This is a genomic window from Thermomonas sp. XSG (assembly GCF_014678725.1).
In the GTDB taxonomy this organism is placed as follows: Bacteria; Pseudomonadota; Gammaproteobacteria; order Xanthomonadales; family Xanthomonadaceae; genus Thermomonas.
The window spans coordinates 2,481,897-2,502,974 of record NZ_CP061497.1 but is presented as its reverse complement, the minus strand read 5'-3'; the positions used below and the strand labels follow the sequence as shown (position 1 = coordinate 2,502,974).

At 68.8% G+C, this 21,078-nt stretch carries 16 protein-coding genes and 2 pseudogenes; 8 read left to right on the top strand and 10 right to left on the bottom strand.

The features are described 5' to 3' along the window. Positions 1–11 precede the first annotated feature (11 nt). Positions 12–635: a hypothetical protein gene (locus ICG51_RS11755; protein ID WP_190280535.1), complete on the top strand. Its 624-nt coding sequence runs from the start codon at positions 12–14 to the stop codon at positions 633–635. A gap of 53 nt (positions 636–688) precedes the next feature. On the opposite strand, the gene ICG51_RS11750 is transcribed toward ICG51_RS11755, so the two are convergent. Both ICG51_RS11750 and ICG51_RS11745 read right to left on the bottom strand, forming a co-directional pair. Continuing rightward, positions 689–1,597, bottom strand: a complete 909-nt coding sequence (locus ICG51_RS11750) for a hypothetical protein (RefSeq protein ID WP_190280534.1) — start codon at positions 1,595–1,597, stop codon at positions 689–691. A gap of 130 nt (positions 1,598–1,727) precedes the next feature. After that, complete coding sequence (locus ICG51_RS11745; RefSeq protein WP_190280533.1) at positions 1,728–2,192, bottom strand: SET domain-containing protein-lysine N-methyltransferase; 465 nt, start codon at positions 2,190–2,192, stop codon at positions 1,728–1,730. Positions 2,193–2,523: 331 nt separating this feature from the next. Between ICG51_RS11745 and ICG51_RS11740 the strand changes: the two genes are divergently transcribed. Then, on the top strand, positions 2,524–2,841 hold the full coding sequence (locus ICG51_RS11740; protein ID WP_190280532.1) for a hypothetical protein: 318 nt from the start codon (positions 2,524–2,526) through the stop codon (positions 2,839–2,841). A gap of 7 nt (positions 2,842–2,848) precedes the next feature. On the opposite strand, the gene ICG51_RS11735 is transcribed toward ICG51_RS11740, so the two are convergent. Continuing rightward, complete coding sequence (locus ICG51_RS11735) at positions 2,849–3,100, bottom strand: hypothetical protein (RefSeq protein WP_190280531.1); 252 nt, start codon at positions 3,098–3,100, stop codon at positions 2,849–2,851. A 181-nt stretch (positions 3,101–3,281) separates the two neighbouring features. Between ICG51_RS11735 and ICG51_RS11730 the strand changes: the two genes are divergently transcribed. The 6 genes from ICG51_RS11730 to ICG51_RS11705 all read left to right on the top strand — a co-directional run bounded on the left by ICG51_RS11730 (position 3,282) and on the right by ICG51_RS11705 (position 9,513). Then, positions 3,282–4,238 (top strand): alpha/beta hydrolase, encoded by a 957-nt coding sequence (locus tag ICG51_RS11730; protein WP_190280530.1) that lies wholly within the window; start codon positions 3,282–3,284, stop codon positions 4,236–4,238. 63 nt (positions 4,239–4,301) lie between these two features. Then, positions 4,302–4,751, top strand: a complete 450-nt coding sequence (locus ICG51_RS11725) for an SUF system Fe-S cluster assembly regulator (RefSeq protein WP_190280529.1) — start codon at positions 4,302–4,304, stop codon at positions 4,749–4,751. Positions 4,752–4,762: 11 nt separating this feature from the next. After that, the gene (gene sufB, locus ICG51_RS11720; protein WP_190280528.1) at positions 4,763–6,208 is read left to right on the top strand and encodes a Fe-S cluster assembly protein SufB; all 1,446 of its coding nucleotides are present in this window, start codon (positions 4,763–4,765) and stop codon (positions 6,206–6,208) included. Positions 6,209–6,260: 52 nt separating this feature from the next. Further along, positions 6,261–7,022 carry a Fe-S cluster assembly ATPase SufC gene (gene sufC / locus ICG51_RS11715; protein ID WP_190280527.1) on the top strand — a complete coding sequence of 254 codons (762 nt, stop codon included), beginning with the start codon at positions 6,261–6,263 and terminating at the stop codon, positions 7,020–7,022. Beyond that, entirely contained in the window at positions 7,022–8,281 is a 1,260-nt protein-coding gene (gene sufD / locus ICG51_RS11710) for a Fe-S cluster assembly protein SufD (protein WP_190280526.1), read from the top strand. The genes sufC and sufD overlap by 1 nt, the downstream gene beginning before the upstream one ends. Before the next feature lie 2 nt (positions 8,282–8,283). Next, positions 8,284–9,513 (top strand): cysteine desulfurase, encoded by a 1,230-nt coding sequence (locus tag ICG51_RS11705; RefSeq protein ID WP_190282466.1) that lies wholly within the window; start codon positions 8,284–8,286, stop codon positions 9,511–9,513. A 62-nt stretch (positions 9,514–9,575) separates the two neighbouring features. Here the strand turns inward: ICG51_RS11705 and ICG51_RS11700 are convergent, their stop codons facing one another. The 7 genes and pseudogenes from ICG51_RS11700 to ICG51_RS11665 all read right to left on the bottom strand — a co-directional run bounded on the left by ICG51_RS11700 (position 9,576) and on the right by ICG51_RS11665 (position 20,979). Then, positions 9,576–9,980 carry a phosphate ABC transporter substrate-binding protein gene (locus ICG51_RS11700; RefSeq protein ID WP_190280525.1) on the bottom strand — a complete coding sequence of 135 codons (405 nt, stop codon included), beginning with the start codon at positions 9,978–9,980 and terminating at the stop codon, positions 9,576–9,578. A gap of 33 nt (positions 9,981–10,013) precedes the next feature. Beyond that, positions 10,014–11,204 carry a hypothetical protein gene (locus tag ICG51_RS11695; RefSeq protein WP_190280524.1) on the bottom strand — a complete coding sequence of 397 codons (1,191 nt, stop codon included), beginning with the start codon at positions 11,202–11,204 and terminating at the stop codon, positions 10,014–10,016. Positions 11,205–11,417: 213 nt separating this feature from the next. Beyond that, positions 11,418–14,030: pseudogene (locus ICG51_RS14450) on the bottom strand (methyl-accepting chemotaxis protein). A 167-nt stretch (positions 14,031–14,197) separates the two neighbouring features. Further along, the gene (locus tag ICG51_RS11680; RefSeq protein WP_190280522.1) at positions 14,198–15,823 is read right to left on the bottom strand and encodes a phosphoethanolamine--lipid A transferase; all 1,626 of its coding nucleotides are present in this window, start codon (positions 15,821–15,823) and stop codon (positions 14,198–14,200) included. Between the two features lie 159 nt (positions 15,824–15,982). Continuing rightward, a pseudogene (locus ICG51_RS11675) lies at positions 15,983–18,082 on the bottom strand (M13-type metalloendopeptidase). A gap of 126 nt (positions 18,083–18,208) precedes the next feature. Next, entirely contained in the window at positions 18,209–19,603 is a 1,395-nt protein-coding gene (locus tag ICG51_RS11670; RefSeq protein WP_190280521.1) for a pitrilysin family protein, read from the bottom strand. Next, positions 19,603–20,979: a pitrilysin family protein gene (locus ICG51_RS11665; protein WP_190280520.1), complete on the bottom strand. Its 1,377-nt coding sequence runs from the start codon at positions 20,977–20,979 to the stop codon at positions 19,603–19,605. The genes ICG51_RS11670 and ICG51_RS11665 overlap by 1 nt, the downstream gene beginning before the upstream one ends. Positions 20,980–21,078: the final 99 nt, after the last annotated feature.

The window sequence follows — 21,078 nt, the reverse complement described above, 5'->3', positions numbered from 1 at the left end:
CGGACCATGCCATGCACCGTTTCCGCTTCCTGTCCGCCATGTTGCTGGCCGCGCTGCTGGCCGCGCTGCTGGTTGCCTGTGGCGACCGCAAACCCGCCGGCGAGGACACCACCGTCGCCGAAGAAGCCCTGCCCAGGCCGGAGGCGACCGGCGGCTCGGCGACCGGCATGCCCGCGCCTGGCGCATCGACGCCCGATCCCGGCCGCGTCGAAGACCTCGCGGCCGCCCCGGCCACGTCCGCCGACGGCATCGCGCAGCCGGCCACCGACGCGCCCATCGCGCCGAACGAGCCCGGGGCCGAAGCCGCGATCGCGGTACTGCGCGACTACTACGCCGCCATCAACGCCCATGACTTCGCACGCGCGCATGCGCTGTGGCGGCAGAACCCGCAGACGGTGGCGCAGTTCGCCGACGGCTTCGCCGGCACCGCCGGCGTCAGCGTCGAGATCGGCGCGCCGGGGCCCATCGATGCGGGTGCCGGCCAGCGCTTCATCGAAATCCCGGTGAGGCTGGACGCCACCCAGCAGGACGGCCGCGTCGATCGCTACGCCGGCCGCTACGTCCTGCATCGCAGCGTGGTGGAAGGCGGCAACCCCGACTGGCGGATCGAGCGCGCGACGCTGGCGAAGCAGTAGGCCGACCCGCCGCCTGCCACTCGCGCAGGCAGCCCCAACGCCCTGACCTCACCTCATTGCGCGGCGGCGGGGACCGGTGGCACCCCCATCCCCGGTGGAGCGGGCACGTCGCTGCGGCGCAGCCACATGCGACCGGCGGCCAGATCCAGGGTCACCACCCAGTCCTTGAGGAACGGCATCCCGAGGTTGCCGTCGATGTTCAGCGCGGGGGTGAATGCCAGCCCCTCCGCGACGATGCCGCCACCCAGCGGGATCCGTGCCGCCTGCGGCCCGTCCTTCGCGGGATCAAGCCCGAACTGGGCGGCGTATTCCTTGGATACCAGCAAGGTGCCACCGTTGCCACTGTCGATTTCGAACCGCACGATGCCTTTCGGCGTCGGCACCTCCAGATTGACGGCCAGCGCGAGCCCCTGCGCCTCCCTTGACAGGCGCACCGGCATTTCCCGGGCCCCGGCGACGCGCTTCGCCGCACTGCCGGGCGACTCGACGTGGAGGTGCCCACCGGCGAAATCCAGCGTGATGGTCCGGCCAGCGAAGACGTCCAGCGCCAGCAGGCCGTCGATCGGCGCCGCGTTCGCCGCAATCAGCGGCGCCACCTGCATCACGCCGACGACCGGCGCGGCCAGTGGGAACCCATCCACGCTGAACCGCACGTCGTCGCATCGGGCCATGTCCAGCCTGGTGCCGGTCATGTTGTAGCCGCCCAGGCGGCCCCAGGACGTGCAGCCGACGTGCGCGGCGAACTCCGGCGATATGACGGTATGCCCGCCGGCCGTGTCGAAGGAAAACAATCCCTGCCGACCGTTGGCCTCCACCCGCACGGCGACACTCTTCCGGTACGGCTCGAGCCTCAGGGTGGCGATGGGCGCATCCGGGGACGCATCGGCCCCCGGCGCTTGCGGAACGGATGCAGCGCAGGGCATCGACAGGAAAGCGGACACCAGCAGGACGGGGATACGCATGGCGGGGAAGCTCCGTTTGCCGGTGCCGGGGCCGGTGCCTCAGGGTCCACCACCTTTGCCGTGCGAACAGCTGGCATTGGTCATGTAAACCTTCCACAGCGCAGGCGCATCGCCGGTGTGGCGCGCCCACTCAGCGCTTGGGCTTGAGCATCGTGCCGGTGCAGTCCTTCGAGCCGCAGCGGCAGGCCCAGATCTTCTTCAGCCGCGGGGTGTGGCGCTCGGCCAGGGTGATGCCGTAGTCGTAGGTCAATTCCTCGCCCGGGCTGATGGCGCGGATCGCCTCAATGAACACGCGAGACTTCTTCGGATCGGCCTCGTCCTCGACCATCACCGCTTCGCAGTTGGGCGCGCAGCTGTGGTTGATCCAGCGCGCATCGTTGCCCTCGAAGTTGGCATCGATCACCCAGTCCTCGTTAAGGGTGAACAGGAAGGTGTGGCCGCTTTCGATATCGCCGCTGTCGCCCGCGTCCACCTCATCATGGGTGCGGCGGCGGCCCTTGTATTCGATCAGGCGCTCGCCCTTGTCGATCGGCAGCGCGGCGAACACGCCGTTGCCGTGGATGGCGGACTTGCGGGTGGCGATCTTCTTCGGCATCGGTGCGGCGCGGCTTGGGGAGGGGCCATTGTGCCAGCTGAACGATTCCCGTCACCGCGTGGCCGGCCATCCGCGAAAGCTGCGTCTTTCCGGCTACCTCCCGATACCGAACCGCCATGTTCCAGCCCCTGTTCCGCACCGCGCTAGTCCTGTCCGCCATGTCCGCGCTTGCCGCCTGCACCGTTCCGGCGCAGGAAACCTCGCTCGCCCCCCCATTCCCCCGCCGGCCGACAACCAGGGGGCGGCCCTGAGCGCGCGCGGCGAATACCTGGTCCGCATCGCCGGCTGCAACGACTGCCACACGCCCGCCTACGGCGAACGCGGCGGCAACGTGCCCAAGGAGGAGTGGCTGACCGGCTCGCCGGTGGGATTCCACGGCCCCTGGGGCACCACCTATCCCGCCAACCTGCGCCTGAAGGCCGCGGACATCGATGAGGCGGGGTGGATGGAATACACCGCCAACCTGCACACCCGCCCGCTGATGCCGGACTACAGCGTGCGCGACATGACCGCGGAAGACCGCCTTGCCCTGTACCGCTTCCTGCGTGCGCTGGGCCCGGCCGGGACCAAGGCGCCCGGGTTCCTGCCGCCAGGGCAGAGGCCGGCACCGCCCTACCTGCAGCTGGTCCTGCCGCCACCCGCCGGCTGAGCCCTGCTCAGCGCAGCAGCCAGCCGGCGGCGCCGCTCCAGTACAGCGCCATGCCGATGCCGAACAGCGTCCAGAACAACTTTTTCGCACCGCGCCCCATCCGCCAGAGCAGGAAGAGGGCGCCGCCCACCAGCAGCCAGCGCAACAGCCGCGACCGCTCCGGACCGGGGGCGGCGCGGGCCGCGCGTTCCATCAGTTCTCCCACGCTGGCCTGCAGCTGGTCGGCGAATGCCGTGCGGGATCGGGTCTGGGTCTGCATGGGGCTCTCCTGCGTCCGGATTGGACGCCGCCCATTTTCCGCAGCCGTGTTGCCGGCGGCAGGGAACGTCGTCAGCCATCGCGACTGACAGCTGTCACCCGAGGAGGCCGCGCGCCACGCGCGTCAACCGCCGCTGGCGTCGATGCGTTGCCGCTGTGTCACCGACGCAGGAATGCCCGACATGTCCCAGCGCTCCCCGATCCCGACCGGCCTGCTTGCACTCTGCCTGATCGCCACGGCCGCCGCAGCGGCGCCACCGGCGAAGCAGCGACTTCGCGATCGCATCCTGCAGCGGATGCAGCCGCAAATCGAAGCCGCCGGGCATGGCGAACGCGCGCCACTGCCGCCGGGTGTGCGCGTCGAACGCGATATCGCCTATGGCCCGGACCCAAGGCAGCGCTACGACGTCTACCTGCCCGCTCATGCACGGCCGGATGCGCCGATCCTGTTCATGGTCCATGGCGGCGGCTGGCGCCGAGGCGACAAACGCATGTCCAACGTCGTCGGCAACAAGGCGGCGTACTGGCTGCAGCGCGGCTTCGTATTCGTGTCCGCCAACTACCGGATGGAACCCGATGCGGATCCGCTCGTGCAAGCCGGCGACGTCGCCGCCGCGCTGGCTTCGGTGCAGCGGCGCGCCCGCGAGTGGTCCGCCGATCCGGCGAAGACGATCCTGATGGGCCATTCCGCCGGCGCGCACCTGGTGGCGCTGTTGGGCAGCAATCCCCAAGGCCTGCTGCGGCAAGCCGGCGCGCATCGCCCGCTCGGCGTGGTGTCGCTGGACAGCGGCGCGCTGGATGTCCCCGCGCTGATGGGCCAGCCGCGCCTGCCGCAGCTCTACCGCGATGCGTTCGGCACCGACCCCGCCTACTGGGCATCGGTTTCGCCGCAACAGCAGCTTGAACGCAGCGCACTGCTGATGCTGCTGGTCTGTTCCAGCACCCGGAGCTTCCCCACCGCACCCTGCGCCGAAGCCCGCAAGTTCGCCGGCCGCGCTGCCAGCCTGCAGGTGCCGATGCAGGTGCTGCCGGAAGCGCTGTCGCATTCGGAGATCAACGACAGCCTGGGCCAGCCTTCTAGCTATACCGATGCGGTCCAGGCCTGGATCGAACGGGTCTTGATGCAAGTCAGGCGCTGAAACTTGGCGGCAGCGGCCCTAAAACGTACAATTTCAGTCCAGATTCCCCTGCCCTGTCCCGCCATGCTCCGCGTCACCCGGCTGACCGACTACGCCACCGTCGTCCTGACCGTGCTCGCCGCCCGGCCGGATGCGGTGATGAGCGCGCCGGAACTGGCCGAGCGTGCCGGACTGGAAGCGCCCACCGTGGCCAAGGTGCTCAAGCCGCTGGCCGCCGCCGGGCTGGTGGCGGGCTTCCGAGGCGCCAATGGAGGCTACCGGCTTGCCCGCCCGGCCGCTGCGATCAGCCTGGTCGAGATCGTCGAGGCGATGGAAGGCCCGCTGGGTATGACCGAGTGCAGCGTGCCCAGCGGCCAGTGCGGGATCGCGCACAGCTGCGGCGTGCAGGCCAACTGGCGCCGCATCAACGACGTGGTGGCCGAAGCGCTGGGCAACATCTCGCTGGCGCAGATGCTGGAACCACCGCAACGACCCGCGCGCGGGCGCATCCCCGCCCGCCTGGCGCAGGTCTGAGGAACACCCCCATGAACGAACCGCAGAACGCCGAGATCCACGCCCAGCTGGGGCGCAAATACGACGCCGGCTTCATCACCGACATCGAAACCGATTCGCTGCCGCCGGGTCTGTCGGAGGACATCATCCGCGCGCTTTCGGCCAAGAAGCACGAGCCGGAATGGATGACCCAGTGGCGGCTGGAGGCCTACCGCCACTTCCTGACCATGCGCCAGCCCGATTGGGCGAAGCTGCAGATCGGCCCGATCGACCTGCAGGCGCTGAGCTACTACAGCGCGCCCAAGGGCCCGAAGTACAAATCACTGGACGAGGTGCCAAAGGAACTGCTGGACACCTACGACAAGCTGGGCGTGCCGCTGCACGAGCGCGCCAAGCTGGCCGGGGTGGCGGTGGACGCGGTGTTCGACTCGGTCAGCGTCGGCACCACCTTCAAGAAGGAACTGGCCGCGGTCGGGGTGATCTTCACCTCCATGAGCGACGCCATCCTCAACCACCCGGAACTGGTGAAGAAGTACCTCGGCACCGTGGTGCCGGTGGGCGACAACTACTTCGCCGCGCTCAATTCGGCGGTGTTCTCCGACGGCAGTTTCGTCTACATCCCCAAGGGCGTGCGCTGCCCGATGGAGCTGAGCACCTACTTCCGCATCAACGCCGGCCACACCGGCCAGTTCGAGCGCACCCTGATCATCTGCGAGGACAAGGGCCACGTGTCCTACCTCGAGGGCTGCACCGCGCCGATGCGCGACGAGAACCAGCTGCACGCCGCGGTGGTGGAGCTGGTGGCGCTGGAAGATGCCGAGATCAAGTATTCCACCGTGCAGAACTGGTACCCCGGCGACGAGAACGGCGTCGGCGGCATCTACAACTTCGTCACCAAGCGGGCCGAATGCCGCGGCGCGCGCAGCAAGGTGACGTGGACGCAGGTGGAGACCGGCAGCGCGATCACCTGGAAGTACCCCAGCTGCATCCTCACCGGCGACGACTCCACCGGCGAGTTCCACAGCGTGGCGCTCACCCACCATTACCAGCAGGCCGATACCGGCACCAAGATGGTGCACATCGGCAAGCGCACCAAGTCGAAGATCGTCAGCAAGGGCATCAGCGCGGGACGCGGCCAGAACACCTACCGCGGACTGGTGAAGGTCGCCGCCGGCGCCGACGGCGCGCGCAACCACACCCAGTGCGACAGCCTGCTGATCGGCAAGACCTGCGGCGCGCACACCTTCCCCTACATCGAGGTGAAGAACCCCAGCGCCACCGTCGAACACGAGGCGACCACCTCGAAGATCAGCGACGACCAGCTGTTCTACTGCCGCAGCCGCGGCATCGGCCAGGAGGACGCGGTGTCGATGATCGTCGACGGCTTCTGCAAGCAGGTGTTCCGCGAACTGCCGATGGAATTCGCCGTGGAAGCCAAGAAACTGCTGGACGTGACGCTGGAAGGCGCGGTCGGCTGATTTTCTCCATCCCCGCAGGGGATGGACTCGAAAGAACCTATTGGAAACGCACATGCTCAAGATCACCGACCTCCACGCCACCGTTGCGGGCAAGGAAATCCTCAAGGGGCTCTCGCTCTCTGTTGCGGCAGGTGAAGTGCACGCCATCATGGGCCCGAACGGCGCCGGCAAGTCCACGCTGGGCAACATCCTGGCCGGCCGCGACGGCTACGAGGTCACCGCCGGCACGATCGAGTTCGACGGCAAGCCGCTGTTGGAGCTGGAGCCCGAGGAGCGCGCCGCCGCCGGCGTGTTCCTGGCCTTCCAGTACCCGGTGGAAATCCCCGGCGTGAACAACACCTACTTCCTGCGCGCGGCGTTCAACGCCCAGCGCAAGGCGCGCGGGCAGGAAGAACTCGACTCGATGCAGTTCCTCAAGAAGGTGCGGGAGAAACTCGCGGTGCTGCACCTGAAGGACGAGCTGCTGCATCGCGGCGTCAACGAAGGATTTTCCGGCGGCGAGAAGAAGCGCAACGAGATCTTCCAGATGGCGCTGCTGGAGCCGAAGCTGGCGATCCTCGACGAAACCGACTCCGGCCTCGACATCGATGCGCTGAAGGCGGTGGCCGACGGCGTCAACGCGCAGCGATCAAACGAACGCGCCTTCCTCGTCATCACCCACTACCAGCGCCTGCTCGACTACATCAAGCCGGACGTGGTGCACGTGCTGGCCAATGGCCGCATCGTCGAGAGCGGCGGCCCGGAGCTGGCACTGCAACTGGAAGAACACGGCTACGACTGGATCAGGAACCGGCTGGCGCCGGAGGCCGCCTGATGGGCGCCCTGCTCGACTCGCTGGCCGCTGGCTTCGAGGGCGACGCCACCCGCCGCGCGCTGCTGGACGAGGTGCTGCGCGACGGCCTGCCGCAGCGCGCGGAAAGCTGGAAATACACCTCGCTGCGCCAGCTGGAACGCCGCAGCTTCGCGCAGGCCGCGGCGGTGGCTATCGATCCCACGCTGCTGGCCGCGATTCCCGCACCACGCATCGTCTTCGTCAATGGTCATTTCGATGCAGTCTTGAGCGATGTGTCGGCGCTGCCCGTCGGCATCGAAGTCGGCCCGCTGTCGCGGCTGCTGCAAGGCGATGATCCGCGCGCAGTCCATTTCCTCGAACGCCGCTACCAGCGCATCGACGAACCCTTCGCCCGCCTCAATGCCGCGCTGGCGCGCGAAGGCGTGGTGGTCCGCGTCGACGCCGGGGTGCAGGTCGAATCCCCCCTGCACATCGTCCATGTCGGCGCGCCGCAGGACGGCGGCGATGCGGCCTGGCACCTGCGGCATTTCATCGAGCTGCGCGAAGGCGCGGCGCTGCAACTGGTGGAACATGAACTGGCTGCGGGCGAGCATGCCCACCTCGGCAATGGGCTGCTGCATGCACACGTGGCCGACGGCGCACGCCTGTCGCACGTGCGCGTGCAGGATGCCGCCGCGCGCGCCAGCCTGTTCGCCCGCACCGACGCGGTGCTGGCGCGCGACGCCGGCTATGCGCGCACCGACCTGGAGCTGGGCGCGGCACTGTCGCGCCACGAACTCAACGTACGGCTGGAGGGCGATGGCGCCACGCTGCGGGCCGATGGCGTGCTGCTGGCCGACGGCCGCCGCCACGTGGATACCCGCCTCGGCATCGAACACCTTGCCCGCGACAACCGCTGCGGCCTGACCTGGCGCGGCCTGGCCGGCCAGCGCGGGCGCGCGGTCTTCCACGGCGGCATCACCATCCACCCCGGCGCCGACGGCACCGAGGCCGACCTGTCCAACAAGAACCTGCTGCTGTCCAACGAGGCGGAGATCGACACCCAGCCGGTGCTGGTAATCCACGCCGACGAGGTCAAAGCCGCCCACGGCGCCACGGTCGGCCAGCTCGATCCCACCGCTCTGTTCTACCTGCGCTCGCGCGGATTGCCGGAGGTGCAGGCGCGCGCGCTGCTGACCGGCGCGTTCTGCCGCGAGGTGGTCAACGCCATCGGCGACGGCCCCAGCCGCGCGCTGGCCGACGCCGCGCTGGGTCGCGCCCTGGCGAGGCTGGGCGCGTGAACATGGAAACGGTATCGGCGATCGACTGGGCGGCCGTGCGCAGGGACTTCCCTCTGCTGCAGCGGCAGGTCCACGGCAAACCGCTGATCTATTTCGATGCGGCCAATACCGGGCAGAAGCCCGAGGCGGTGATCGCCGCCACCGACGACTTCTACCGCCGCCACAATGCCAACGTCAGCCGCGCGGTGCACGCACTCGGCAGCGAGGCCACCGAGGCCTATGAAGGCGCACGCGGCAAGCTGGCGCGCTTCCTCAACGTGCGCACCGACGAGCTGATCCTGTGCAGCGGCACCACCTTCGCCATCAACCTGGTGGCGTATTCGTGGGGCCTGCCGCAGCTGAAGGCGGGCGATGCCATCCTCGTCACCCGGATGGAGCACCACGCCAACATCGTGCCCTGGCAGCTCATCGCCCAGCGCACCGGCGCGACCATCAAGGTGGCGGAACTGCTGCCGGACGGCAGCCTCGACCTCGATGCGCTGTCCGCGGCGATGACGCCCGAGGTGAAGCTGCTGGCGCTGACCCACGTCAGTAATGTGCTTGGCACCATCAACCCGGTTGCCGACATCTGCCGCGAGGCGCGCAAGCGCGGGATCACCACGGTGGTCGACGGCTCGCAGGCCGCGCCGCACATGCCGGTGGATATTCCCGCCATCGGCTGCGACTTCTACGCGGTCACCGGCCACAAGATGAGCGGGCCCACCGGCACCGGGGCGCTGTGGGCGCGGCGTGAGCACATCGATGCGATGCCGCCGTTCCTCGGCGGTGGCGAGATGATCCGGGAAGTGCGTTTCGACGGCACCGTGTTCAACGAAGGCCCGCACAAGTTCGAGGCGGGCACGCCCAATATCGCCGGCCACGTCGGCCTGGGGGCGGCCTGCGATTACCTGGCCTCCATCGGGATGGCCGATATCGCCGCGCGCGAACAGGCGCTGCTGGCGCACGCCACCGAAGAACTGCTCAAGATCGACGGTCTGCGCCTGTATGGCACTGCCGCGCACAAGGCCGCGGTGATCAGCTTTGCCATCGAGGGCACGCATTCGCACGACCTCGCCACCCTGCTGGATCTCGAAGGCGTCGCGGTGCGCTCCGGCCAGCACTGCGCGCACCCGCTGCTGCAGTGGCTGGGCGTGGGCACCACCTGCCGCGCTTCGCTTGCGTTCTACAACACGCATGAGGAAATCGACGCGTTCATCGCCGCGCTGCGCAAGGTGAAGCGTCTGCTGGCATGAAAAAAGCCCGCGTCGCGGGGCGCGACGCGGGCTCGGGCTTGCCCGGCATCGATCCGTCGGGATCAGGGCTTGAACACCACCTTGACGCTGCCGTCGACGGCGCCATCGCTGATGTAGCCGATCGCCGCCGGGTTTTCGCCCAGCGCGGCCTTGACCGCCGCATCGCCCGAGACCTTGCGTGGCGGCTGCGCCTTGCCGGTGAAGGTCAGCTGCGACCAGTACGCCTTCATCTGCGCGGCGGACTTGTCGGCCACCTTGTCGTAGAACTCGTTGCGCACGGCCGACCCTTCCGCCTGGTCGACCGGTTTGGCGACCCGCCCGTTGGGCAGGGCGTCGGTCTTGGCCATGAAGATCTGTGCCACCTGCGCCTTGCTCAGCGAGGACACGTCGCTTTTCGACGACATCACCACCACCACGCCGGCCTGCGCCACCGAGGTGGCCGTCAACAGCGCGGCGAGCAGGAGCATGCGCCGCTTAGAAGTAATAGTCATGGGCTCACCTCAGAAGACGAAGTCGACGGAGGCCGACAGCAGGTTGTAGCCGCGGCCCGGCTGGAAGCCCGGCTGCAGGTTGTCCAGGCTGCCGAACGAGCCGGAATGGTTCTGGACGCGGCTGGCCTGGAACTTGATGGCGACGTTGTCGCGCACGTCCCAACGCAGCGCCGCCGAGTAGCTGTGGCGGTTGGCGTTGTTGCTGGCGACGGCGCCGTTGAGCAGGCCGAACGGGTCGAGCGCGCCCGGCATTTCCTGCCCGCGCACGTCCACGTGCGCCACCGTCAGCGACGGCGTCAGGCTGCCATGGCGATAGCCCACGCTGGCGTAGCCCGAGGTGGTCTTGCCGCTGATCGACGGCGCGTAGTCGGCGCGGATGATTTCGCTGCGCAGGAACCAGTCGCCCGGGTCGTAGCTGTAGCCGATGCCGCTGAAGCTGCCGTCCATGTCGCGTGGGTCGAGCCGCGCCGCCGCCGCCGCCAGCGCCGGGATCGGCAGGTTGCGGTAGGTGTTGAACAGCGCGTCGATGTCGGCGGTGACGTACTGCACGCGGCCGAGGATGTGGCTGACGCGGAAACTTGACGCGCCCTTGTCGACCGTCACCGCCATCCCGCGCATCGCGTTGACGTCGGCCTTTTCGGAGTCGATACGGCCATAGAAGCCCTGGATGCCGATGACGGTTTCACCGGCGGTGATGTTGTACTGCCCCTCGATGCCATCCATCGGCAGCAGGTAGTTGTAGACCTCCTGCGGCGGACGGGCCCACGGCATCGCGTAGCCGACGCGCTGGTACTCGGACAGCATGTAAAGCGGCGCGGAAATGCGGCCGAGACGGGCGCTGAAGGCCGACGAGAAGCGGTACTTGACGTGCGCCAGGGTGAGTTCCGGGCGATACGACTTGGTCACCGCGTATTCGCTGACGGCCTGCACCACGCCGCTGAAGTTGTCGCTGAATCCGGCGTTGAGCTGCACGCCGATGCGCGAGTCCAGCCGGCCGGAGACAGCGTCGCTGGCGCCTACGCCGCGGTCGACCTGGAAATCCGGGGTCACGTCGGCCTTGTCTTCGCTGGAATGGGCGATGCCGAGCGTGCCGAACCCGCTCAGCTTGAAGCGTTCTTCTCCATCCTGCGCCTGGGCGCCCTGCGCGAGTGCCAAGCCGAGCGCCAGCGCGATCGATAGTTTCTTGAGTTGCATGGACATGCCTTGTCTTGTTCGAGTGGGGGAGGTCCGGTCACAGCGACGCGCCGCGGCCGCTGTCCGGACGCGGCCGCACGGCCTCGCCCCCGGATAACGGCGCTCTGCCGGGGGAGTTGGGGGCCACCCGCCGGAACGGCGATGGCGGTCACGGTTGCGGCCCGATGCAACCCGCGGGAGCGCCGCCGCGACGCCCTGCGGATGAGTCGGCGCGGTCCGTTATAGGACAGGTCCGCCCTGGAGCCGGAACGCGGCCACCGCGGCGCTGAGCTGGCGCGCCTGCTCTTCCATCGAACGGGCCGCGGCGGTGGCCTCTTCCACCAGCGCCGCGTTCTGCTGGGTGGTTTCGTCCATCTGGGTCACCGTGCGGTTGACCTGCTCGATGCCCGAGCTCTGCTCCTGCGAAGCCGCGGAAATCTCCGCCATGATGTCGGTGACCCGCTACACCGAGGTCACGATCTCGTGCATGGTGCTGCCGGCCTGGCGCACCAGCGTCGAGCCGTCGGTCACCTTGCCCACCGACTCCTCGATCAGCTGCTTGATCTCCTTGGCCGCGCCGGCGCTGCGCTGCGCCAGCGCGCGCACTTCGCCCGCCACCACCGCGAAGCCGCGGCCCTGCTCGCCGGCGCGGGCGGCTTCCACCGCCGCGTTCAGGGCCAGGATGTTGGTCTGGAAGGCGATGCCGTCGATCACGCTGATGATGTCGGCGATCTTCTTCGACGAGGCGTCGATGGCCGACATGGTGGTCACGACCTGGTCAACCACCTGGCCACCCTGCGCCGCCACCTGCGCCGCACCCTGCGCCACCTGGTTGGCCTGGCGTGCGTTGTCGGCGTTCTGCTTGACGGTGGAGGTGAGCTCCTCCATCGACGCCGCGGTCTCCTCCAGGGATGCCGCTTGTTGTTCGGTGCGGCGCGAGAGGTCGTCATTGCCAGCGGCGATCTCGCTGGCGGCGGCATTGATGTTTCCGGCGGCCTGCTGGATGCCGGACACGATTCCGGTGAGTTGGGCCACGGTGGCGTTGGCGTCGTCGCGCATGCGCGCGAACACACCGCGGAAGTCCCCATCCATGCGCGCGGTCAGGTCGCCCTGCGACAGCGCGCGCAGCACGGTGGACACCTGCTCGACGCTGCCGGAAATGGCGGACAGCAGGTCATTCATCTGCCCCGAAAGCTGCAGCAGGAAGCCCTGCTTGCCATCCAGCGGGATCCGCCCGGACAGGTCGCCATCGACCGCATTGCGGATGATGTCGCTGACCTCCCCTTCGATCCGCACCTCCTCGGTGCGGTCGTCCCACTCCACCACGTAGCCAACGCGCTGGCCCTGCGCGTCGGTGACCGGGTTGATGAGCTGGCGCAGGATGTGGTTGCCCACGGTGATCTGCGCGCGGTGGGTCCCGCGCAGCTCACCCAGCAGCCGGCGCTGGTGCGCCGGATGCTTGTGGAAGATGTCGATGTTGCTGCCGATCATCGTGCGCAGGTCGAACTGTGGCAGGTCACGGCGCAGGTCCTGCTCGGCCTCGCCCAGCATCTTCATCAGCGGCTTGTTGCCGTAGATGATGTTGAGGTCGGCATCGGCGATCATCACGCTGGTGCTGACTTCGTCCAGCGCGGTGCGGATGCGCAGGTCTTCCGCGGCCCGCGCCCGGTCCTGTTCCGAGCGTGCCTTGAGCTGGTCGACCATCCGCCGCTGCGCCTGCAGCAGCCGGCCCAGCTCGTTGTTGCCGACCTGCGGGATATGGGTGTCCAGCCGGCCGTCGGCCACGTCGCCGGAAACCCGCACCGCCTCCGCCAGCGGCCGCAGCACCAGCTGGCGCAGCACCAGGTACAGGCCGGCGCACAGCGCCACCGCGGCCAGCAGGCCGATCAGCACCACCAGCACCAGCTGCGAACGCGCCTGCGCGGTCAGCAGCGCCCGCGGCACCAGCACGCCCAGCGCGAAACGGCGGTTGCTCTCGCCCACGCGCAGCGGCGCGTAGACCTTCACCATGCCCTGTGCGTCGGCATTGAAGTCGCTGTAGAGCCGGTCCTCCTCGGTCGCGGCCAGGATCGCCCTGGTGGTCGCGTCCTCGCGCTTCTTGCCGATGCTGGCGGCGTCCGGCGACGCCACCACCGTGCCCATCGGCGACAGCAGTTCGGCGCGGCCCTCGCCCAGTGGGCGCAGCTGCGCAACCCGCTGCTGCAGGGTGGACAGTTCGAATTCCGAGGTCACCACGCCCAGCACGCGGTCGCCTTCCATGATCGGAATCGCAATCGTGGTCAGCATCAGGGTCTTGCCGCCCACCTGGTACGGGTAGGGCTCGATGATCACCGGCCGCTTCAGCGTCTTGGGAGTGACGTACCACTCGCCCAGCTTCGGGTCTTCATAGTCGCGCAGGGGCTCGCCCACGACCTTGCCATCGACGCGCGCGTAGTAGCTCATGAAGCGGCCGGTGGCGTCGTGCATGGGCGCATCCACGAACTCCGCGTCCTTGCCGTCGAAGGCGTCGGGTTCGAACAGCACGCACATGCCGGCGCGCTCCGGATGCATCTCGACCTGCTGCTTGAAGGTCTCGTCGACCACCGCGCGGCTGACCTGGCCGCGCTGGGTCTTCAGGTTCTCGGCGAGGGTCTGCACCGCGTCATAGGACTGGCTCATCTCCACCGCGACGCGCTGGGTTTCTTACTGCGCCAGGTTCTCCAGCGCACCCTGCGCCGACGCTAGCAGCGCGCGGCTGCTCTTCCAGTAGCTCACCGCGGCGGTCAGCCCGAACGCGGCGATGGCAATCAGGGCGACCCCCAGCATCAGGCGGGTGGCGACGCTGCCGCTGCGGGAAGCGGGGGATTTGGACATGGTATGGACCTGCGGAGGTTGTGGACACCGGACCGGAACCAGCCGCGCGTCCCGGCGAAACCGCCACGACCGACCGCAAGGGCAACGCGGCCCGATCCGCTCCCTTGCCACGTCAACGGCAGCGACGGACTTTTCTTGACGGTTTCCTGACAACTGTCCGCTGCGCTTCAGCGCGCCCGGCAGGCGCCCAGCAGATCCCGTTCAGGGCGGTACACCGACGTCTGCACGTCGAACACCCCCAGCACGGTCGAGAACAGGTGATCGTGGCTGGCCGGCCGCTTCGCCGCCTCGCGCAGGCAGGCGGCGTCAAGCCGCTCGCCGGCGACGAAACCGGGCGACATCCACAGCGTCATCGGCACATGCAGCTGGGGCTTCGGCGCGATGGCGTGCGGCGCGCCGTGCAGGAACAGCCCGTATTCGCCCAGCGATTCGCCGTGGTCGGACAGGTACAGCATCGCCGCGTCGTGGCCCTGCTGTTGCGCCAGCAGGTCGATCAACTGCCCCAGCACCGCATCCGAATAGAGGATCGCGTTGTCGTAGGCATTGATGATTTCCTGCTGCGTGCAGCGCCCCAGCTCTGCGGTGCGGCAGACCGGCGTCCAACGTTCGAACTTCGGCGGATAGCGTTCGAAGTAGTTCGGGCCGTGGTTGCCCAGCATGTGCAGCACGATCAGTGCATCGCCCGGGACGGCATCGATCCGGGCCTGCAGGCCGGACAGCAGGATCTCGTCGAAACAGCGCCCGTCCGCGCACAGCGCGGCGGCGTCGGACGGCCCCATCGTCTCCGAGCGCTGGCGCACGCAGATCCCCTTGCAGCCCGACTGGTTGTCGCGCCAGAGCACGCCCACGCCGGCGCGGGCGGCGACGTCGAGCAGCGATTCGTGGCCGCGGATGGCGTCGCGGTCGTAACGTTCGCGCCCGAACGGGGAGAACATGCACGGCAGCGACACTTCGGTGCTGGTGCCGCAGGCGGTCACATCGGGGAAATTGACCACCCCGCGCGCCGCCAGCTCCGGCGTGGTCTGGCGGCCGTAGCCGTTCAGTCCCCAATGGTCGCCGCGCACCGTTTCGCCGACCACCAGCACCAGCAGCCGCGGCTTGCGTGCCAGCGCCGCGGGCGGCCGGTGCGCATCGGCGCCGACCACCTTCACCGGCCCCCTCGCCTTCGAGGGCTTCAATACCCGCACCAGCGAAACGGTGTAGTTACCGGGAGTGATCCGGTAACGCAGGGAGGGATCGCTGCGCATCAGCGAGAACACACCCTGCGAGGAGGCTGCCAATGCGCCGCCGGCCAACAGCGCCATCGCCAGCAGGAAGCCGGCACGGCGCAGCAGCCCGCGCCGCCAACTGCGCGCCGGCAGCGGGCGGGTCAGCAGCACCGCCACGGCCGGCAGCACGCCCAGCAGCAGCGCATGCAGGAGCATCCGTACCGATACCAGCTCCCGGCTCTCGGCCACGTCGGTTGCCAGCACGTTGCGGATCATTTCCGGATCCAGCACCACCGCGTAGCGGGTCATGTACCAGTGGGCGAACGCACTCACCACCAGCAGCAGGGCCAGAACCGGCCGTGCCAGCCTGCCCCAGCACAGCAGCCCGAACAGCAGCGCCTGCAGCGCGAACACCGCCACGCCCAGCGACAGCAGCACCCGCAGGGAACCGCTGCCGGCCCGCACCGCGTCCCATAGCGGACCGTTGAGGACGAGCGCGAACCAGATGCTGGCCAGCGCGGCCAGCGCTTCCGTGGACACGCGCGGCCGCCACCAGGGGCCATCGCCGCCGGTGCGCAGGCGCATGTTCCGCAGCAAATCCGTCACGCCGTTCTCCGCCCGCAGTGGGTGCAATGGTATTGGCGCGCGACACTAACATCCGCGCGGCGTCCCGCCCAGCCGGCGATGCCGCCGGATGCATCCGCATTCCGGCGGGAATTGTCGGCTAGGACGCGCCGCCAGGCGTTACCAGATCACCACCTGCTGGCCGTCCGCCCGCACCATCGCATCGCCCGCCTTGCAACCGAATGCGCTGGCGAAGGCCGGCAGGTTGGACGGTGCACCGATGGCGCGGAAGTTGGCCGGCGCATGCGGGTCGGTGGTCAGCCGGACCTTCAGTTCTTCCGGGGTGAAGTTGCGGCGCCACACCGTGCCCCAGTTCAGGAAGAAGCGCTGGTCGCGGCTCAGGCCGTCGGCCTTCGGGTCGTCCTTGCCTTCGGTGGCCTTCCGCATGGCGTCGTAGGCGGTGGCCAGGCCGCCCAGGTCGGCGATGTTCTCGCCCAGGGTCAGCTTGCCGTTGACGTACTGGCCGGGGCCGGCGAGGTAGCTGTTGAACTGCGCGATCAGCTTGTCGGTACGGCTGGAGAAGCCCTTGGCATCCTCCGGGCTCCACCAGTTCTCGAACTTGCAGGTGGCGCCGAAGCGGCTGCCCTGATCGTCATAGCCGTGGGTCATCTCGTGGCCGATCACCGCGCCGATGCCGCCGTAATTGAGCGCGTCGTCCGCCGCCGGATCGAAGAACGGCGGCTGCAGGATGGCGGCCGGGAACACGATCTAGTTCTGCAGCGGGTTGTAATAGGCGTTGACCGTCTGCGGGCTCATACCCCATTCGGTCCGGTCCACCGGCTTGCCGATCTTGCCCAGCATCCACTGGTAATTGAAGGCATTGGCGGCCAGCACGTTGCCGATATAGCTGTCGCGGCTGGTGGCCAGCCCGCTCCAGTCGCGCCACTTGTCCGGGTAGCCGATCTTGGGCGTGAAGCTCGCCCACTTCTCCATCGCCTTGGCCTTGGTCGCATCACCCATCCAGGCCAGCCCGCCGATCCGCACCTTGAGCGCCTCCGACAGGTTCTTCACCAGCTCCTGCATGCGCGCCTTGGCTTCCGGCGAGAACGCGACCTTGACGTAGATCTGCCCCAGCGCCTCGCCGGCGCTGCTGTTGAGGGTGTCGAGCACGCGCTTGCCGCGCTCCTTGATCTCCTTCTGGCCGCGCATGGCCTTGCCGTAGAAGTTGAAGTGCTCGTTGGCGAACGCATCGGCCAGGTACGGCGAGGCGCCGTCCACGGTATGGAAGCGCAGGTAGCTCTGCCACTGCGCGGCCGGTACCTCGGCCAGCATCTTGCTGACCTCCTGGTGGAAGGCGGGGATGGCCAGCGAGAACATCTTCGGCGCCGCGATGCCCTGGGCCTCGAAGAACTTCGTCCACGGGAAGTTGGGGGTCAGCTTGTCGGCGTCGGCCGGGCTGACCGGGTTGTAGTACAGCGAGACGTCGCGCGACATCTCCTCGCTGGACTTGGACACCTTGGCCAGCCGGGTTTCGAAGGCCACCACGTCCTTGGCCTGGGCCGCGGCATCTGCAGCCTCGACGCCGGAAAGCTCCAGCACCTTGGCGATGTGGGCCTGGTAGGCGGCAAGCTTGTCCGCCTTGTCCTTGTCGAAGTAGTAACCGCGATCCGGCAGGCCCAGGCCGCCCTGGGCGGCGTAGGCGATGTTCATCGACGGGTCGTTGAAGTCCGCTTCGGGACCGAAGCCGAACAGCAGGTTCTCGCCCTTGGCTGCGCTGCTGCGCAGGTAATCGGCGATCTTGTCCTGGCTGTCGAGCGCGGCGATCGCGTCCAGCCGCGACTGCAGCGGCGCGATGCCCTGCGCGTTGATCTTCGCCGCATCCATGCCGGCGGCCCAGAAATCACCGACGATCTTGTCGATGCCGCTGGCGTTGGCCCTGGCCGCGGCCTGTTCGGCCAGCTGGCGCTGCACCGCCTGCGACCGTTCGTCCAGCATTTCGAACGCACCCCAGCTGGTGCGGTCGCCCGGGATCGCGTTGGCGGCCAGCCACTTGCCGTTGACGTAGCCGCCGAAGTCGGCGCAGGCGTTCTTCGCCGGATCCAGGTCGCCGGGCAGGAAGCGGTTGACCGGCGGGAGCTTGGATTCGTCCAGGGTGTAGGCGGCCGGATCGGCCTTGGCGTCGCCCGCGCCGGCGTTGGCGGCCGGTTCGGCCGGTTTCTGGCAGGCGCCCAGCGCCGTGGCGATGGCGAGGGACAGCAGCAGGGACTTCGGGGTGTTCACGGCAGGCGGCTCCGGCGAGGCGGGAATGAAAAAAAGACGCGGCACCTGGCCGCGTCTTCGGACTGTATCGGCTGCCCGACGCGCGGGAGGGTGCCGGAGGTCATGGCCGCCGGCACCGCCCCGCGTTCAGGGTGAAAAGCGCGGATCGGTCAGTTTCATCTCGGTGACCGGGCCGTAACCCTGCATCACCGTGCGGATCTTCGCCGCATCGCCGATCGCCACGATCACCAGGTCGCCACTGGCCGGGAACACCGCGCGCGCCTCTGCCACCTGCGCCGGCGTGGCGGCGGCCACCTGCCCGAGGTAGCCGTCGATGTAGTCGCGGCCGTCGCCGTACAGGGCCAGCCAGGCGATGGCGCTGGCCAACTGCGGCGCGGTTTCCATGCTCGGCGCGAACTGTCCGGCGATGTAGTTCCTGGCCGACTGCAGGGTGGCGGCGTCCAGCCCGTCCTTGTGCAGGCGGTCGAGGGTGGCGATGGCCAGGTCGATCGCGGCCTTGGTGGAATCGGTCTTGGTGAAGCTGGTGATCTGGGCGGCACCCGGGTGGCGCGGGCGCGGCAGCTGCGCGCTGGCGCCGTAGGTCAGGCCGGACTTCACCCGCAGCTCGGTATTGAGCATCGAGGTGAAGCGACCACCGAACGCGGTCTGCACCAGATCCTGCGCGGCACGGGCCGGGTCGCTGCGCTGGCTGCCGACGTTGCCCAGCGAGAAATAGGTCTGGGTGGCGCCGGGCTTGTCGACCAGCAGGACACGGCGACCGCTTTCCCGGGCCTTCGCCGCGACCTGCGGCAATGCGCCTTCCGCCTTGGCCCAGCCGCCGAACGCCTGCCTCACCTGCGCGGTCACGGCGGCAGGATCGAAGTCGCCGGCGATCGAGATGATCAGGCGGTCACCCCCCATCTGCTGGCGACGGAACGCCTGCAGGTCGTCCAGGGTAACGGTGGCCAAGCTGGTTTCGTCGCCACCGGCCGGACGCCCATAGGGATGCCCGCGGAACAACCAGCCGCTGGCATACAGGCCGATCAGCCGGCGCGGGTCGGAATCCTTGGCGCTCGCGATCCCGTCGATGGCGCGCTTGCGCAGCTTGTCGAACTCGGCCGGCGCCATCGCCGGACGCAGCAGCGCATCGGCCAGCAGCGACAGCATGAGCCCGGTGTCCTTCGACAGGAACTGCGCGTTGGCGGTGAGCGCCTCGCTGGAACTGCCGAAGTCGAGGTTGCCGCCGGCGCCATCCACCGCCTGCGCGAAGGCCAGCGCATCGCGGCTGCCCGCGCCCTTGGACAGCATCTCCGCCAGCAGGCCGGCGGTACCCTCCTTGCCGGCCGGGTCGGCCAGCGCACCGCCGCGCACCAGCACGGTAGCCGCGACCATCGGCACGTCCTTGCGTGGGGTCAGCAGCAGGGTGGCGCCGTTGTCCAGCCGGACGGTCTGGTAGTCCGGCAGCTTGATGTCGGCAGCAGCCGTGGCGCTGCCGAAGGCGAATGCGGCCAGCGCCGCGAACACGAAACGCAGGCCGCTCATCAAACGCCCTCCTTGTTGGCCGCGGGCGCGGCGACGGGTTGCAGCAGGCCGGTGGTGCGGTTCTGCCTGCGCAGGATCCTTGCGGCCAGCGCCTGCACCTGGGCGGCGGTGACGGCCTCGAAGGCGGCGGGTTCGTCGAAGGCCTTGCGGTAGTCGCCCTCGAACACCTCGGCGGTGCCCAGTGCGCGCGCCTTGCCGTTGATGGTGGCCATGCCGCGCCAGAACGCGGACAACTTCAGGTTGCGCGCCTTGTCCAGCTCGGCGGCGGTCACGCCGTCGCGGGCGATCTTCGCCAGTTCCTCGTCCAGCAGCGCCTCGGCCTTCGCCAGGTCGCCGCCGGGCGGCAGCATCGCGTAGACCCACAGCAGGCCCGGGTCGAAACCGGCCTCGGCGAACGCACCGGCATCCACCGCCACCTGTTCGCGCTCGACCAGCCGCTGGTGCAGGCGCGAGGACTGGCCCTGCGCCAGGATGGTGGTCAAAAGTTCCAGCGCCGGATAGTCCTTGCTGCCGGCGCCGATGCCGCTGTGGAAGGCGTAGGCCAGGATGGGCGACTGTGCATCGCCGCGCTCCACGGTGATGCGACGCTCGCCCAGCTGCTCCGGCTCCACCGTGGTGATCGGGGTCGGTTCCGGCTGCCGCGGCAGCGCGGCCAGGTACCTGTCGGCCAGCGCGAAGACCTGCGCCGGCTCGACATCGCCCGCCACCACCAGCACCGCGTTGTTGGGCGCGTAGTAGGTCTTGAAGAACTGCTTGAGGTCCTCGGTCTTCCAGCGCTCGATGTCGCTGGGCCAGCCGATGGTGGGGATCTGGTAGGGATGCGCGACGTAGGCGGTGGCCTGCATCTGCTCCATCAGCGTGCCCATGCTGTCGTTGTCGACGCTGGAGCGGCGCTCGCTGTAGACCACGCCGCGCTCGCTTTCCACCACCTTGGGGTCGAACGACAGGTTGGCCATGCGGTCGCCTTCGAGGTCGAAGATCGCCTCCAGCGCGCTGGACGGGAACCAGTCCGTATAGATGGTCAGGTCGTTGCTGGTGCTGGCGTTGTTGCTGCCGCCGGCCGCCTCCATGGTGCGGTCGAATTCGCCCGGCGCGCGGCGGGTGGTGCCGTTGAACATCATGTGTTCGAAGAAGTGCGCGAGGCCGGTGATGCCGGCGCGCTCGTTGCGGCTGCCGACCTTGTAGAAGGTGTAGTAGTTGGCGTTGGGGATGTCGTGGTCCGGCCAGACGATGATCTTCAGCCCGTTGGCCAAAGTTTTGCTGGCGATGGCCTCGCTGCCGGGGACGGCGGCCGCGGCCGGGGCGGGCGTGGCGGCCGGGGCGGCGGAAGCCGCGGTGCCCAGTGCGAGCGCACAGGCGATGGAAAGCAGACGCATGGGTGGTTTCCCGTTTTGCAGGCGGCATACATTGCCGCACCCGCGCGCGCATCGCCATCTGCCGGAAGTGGGGGTTGCTGGGTTAACCTGCGGCAACGC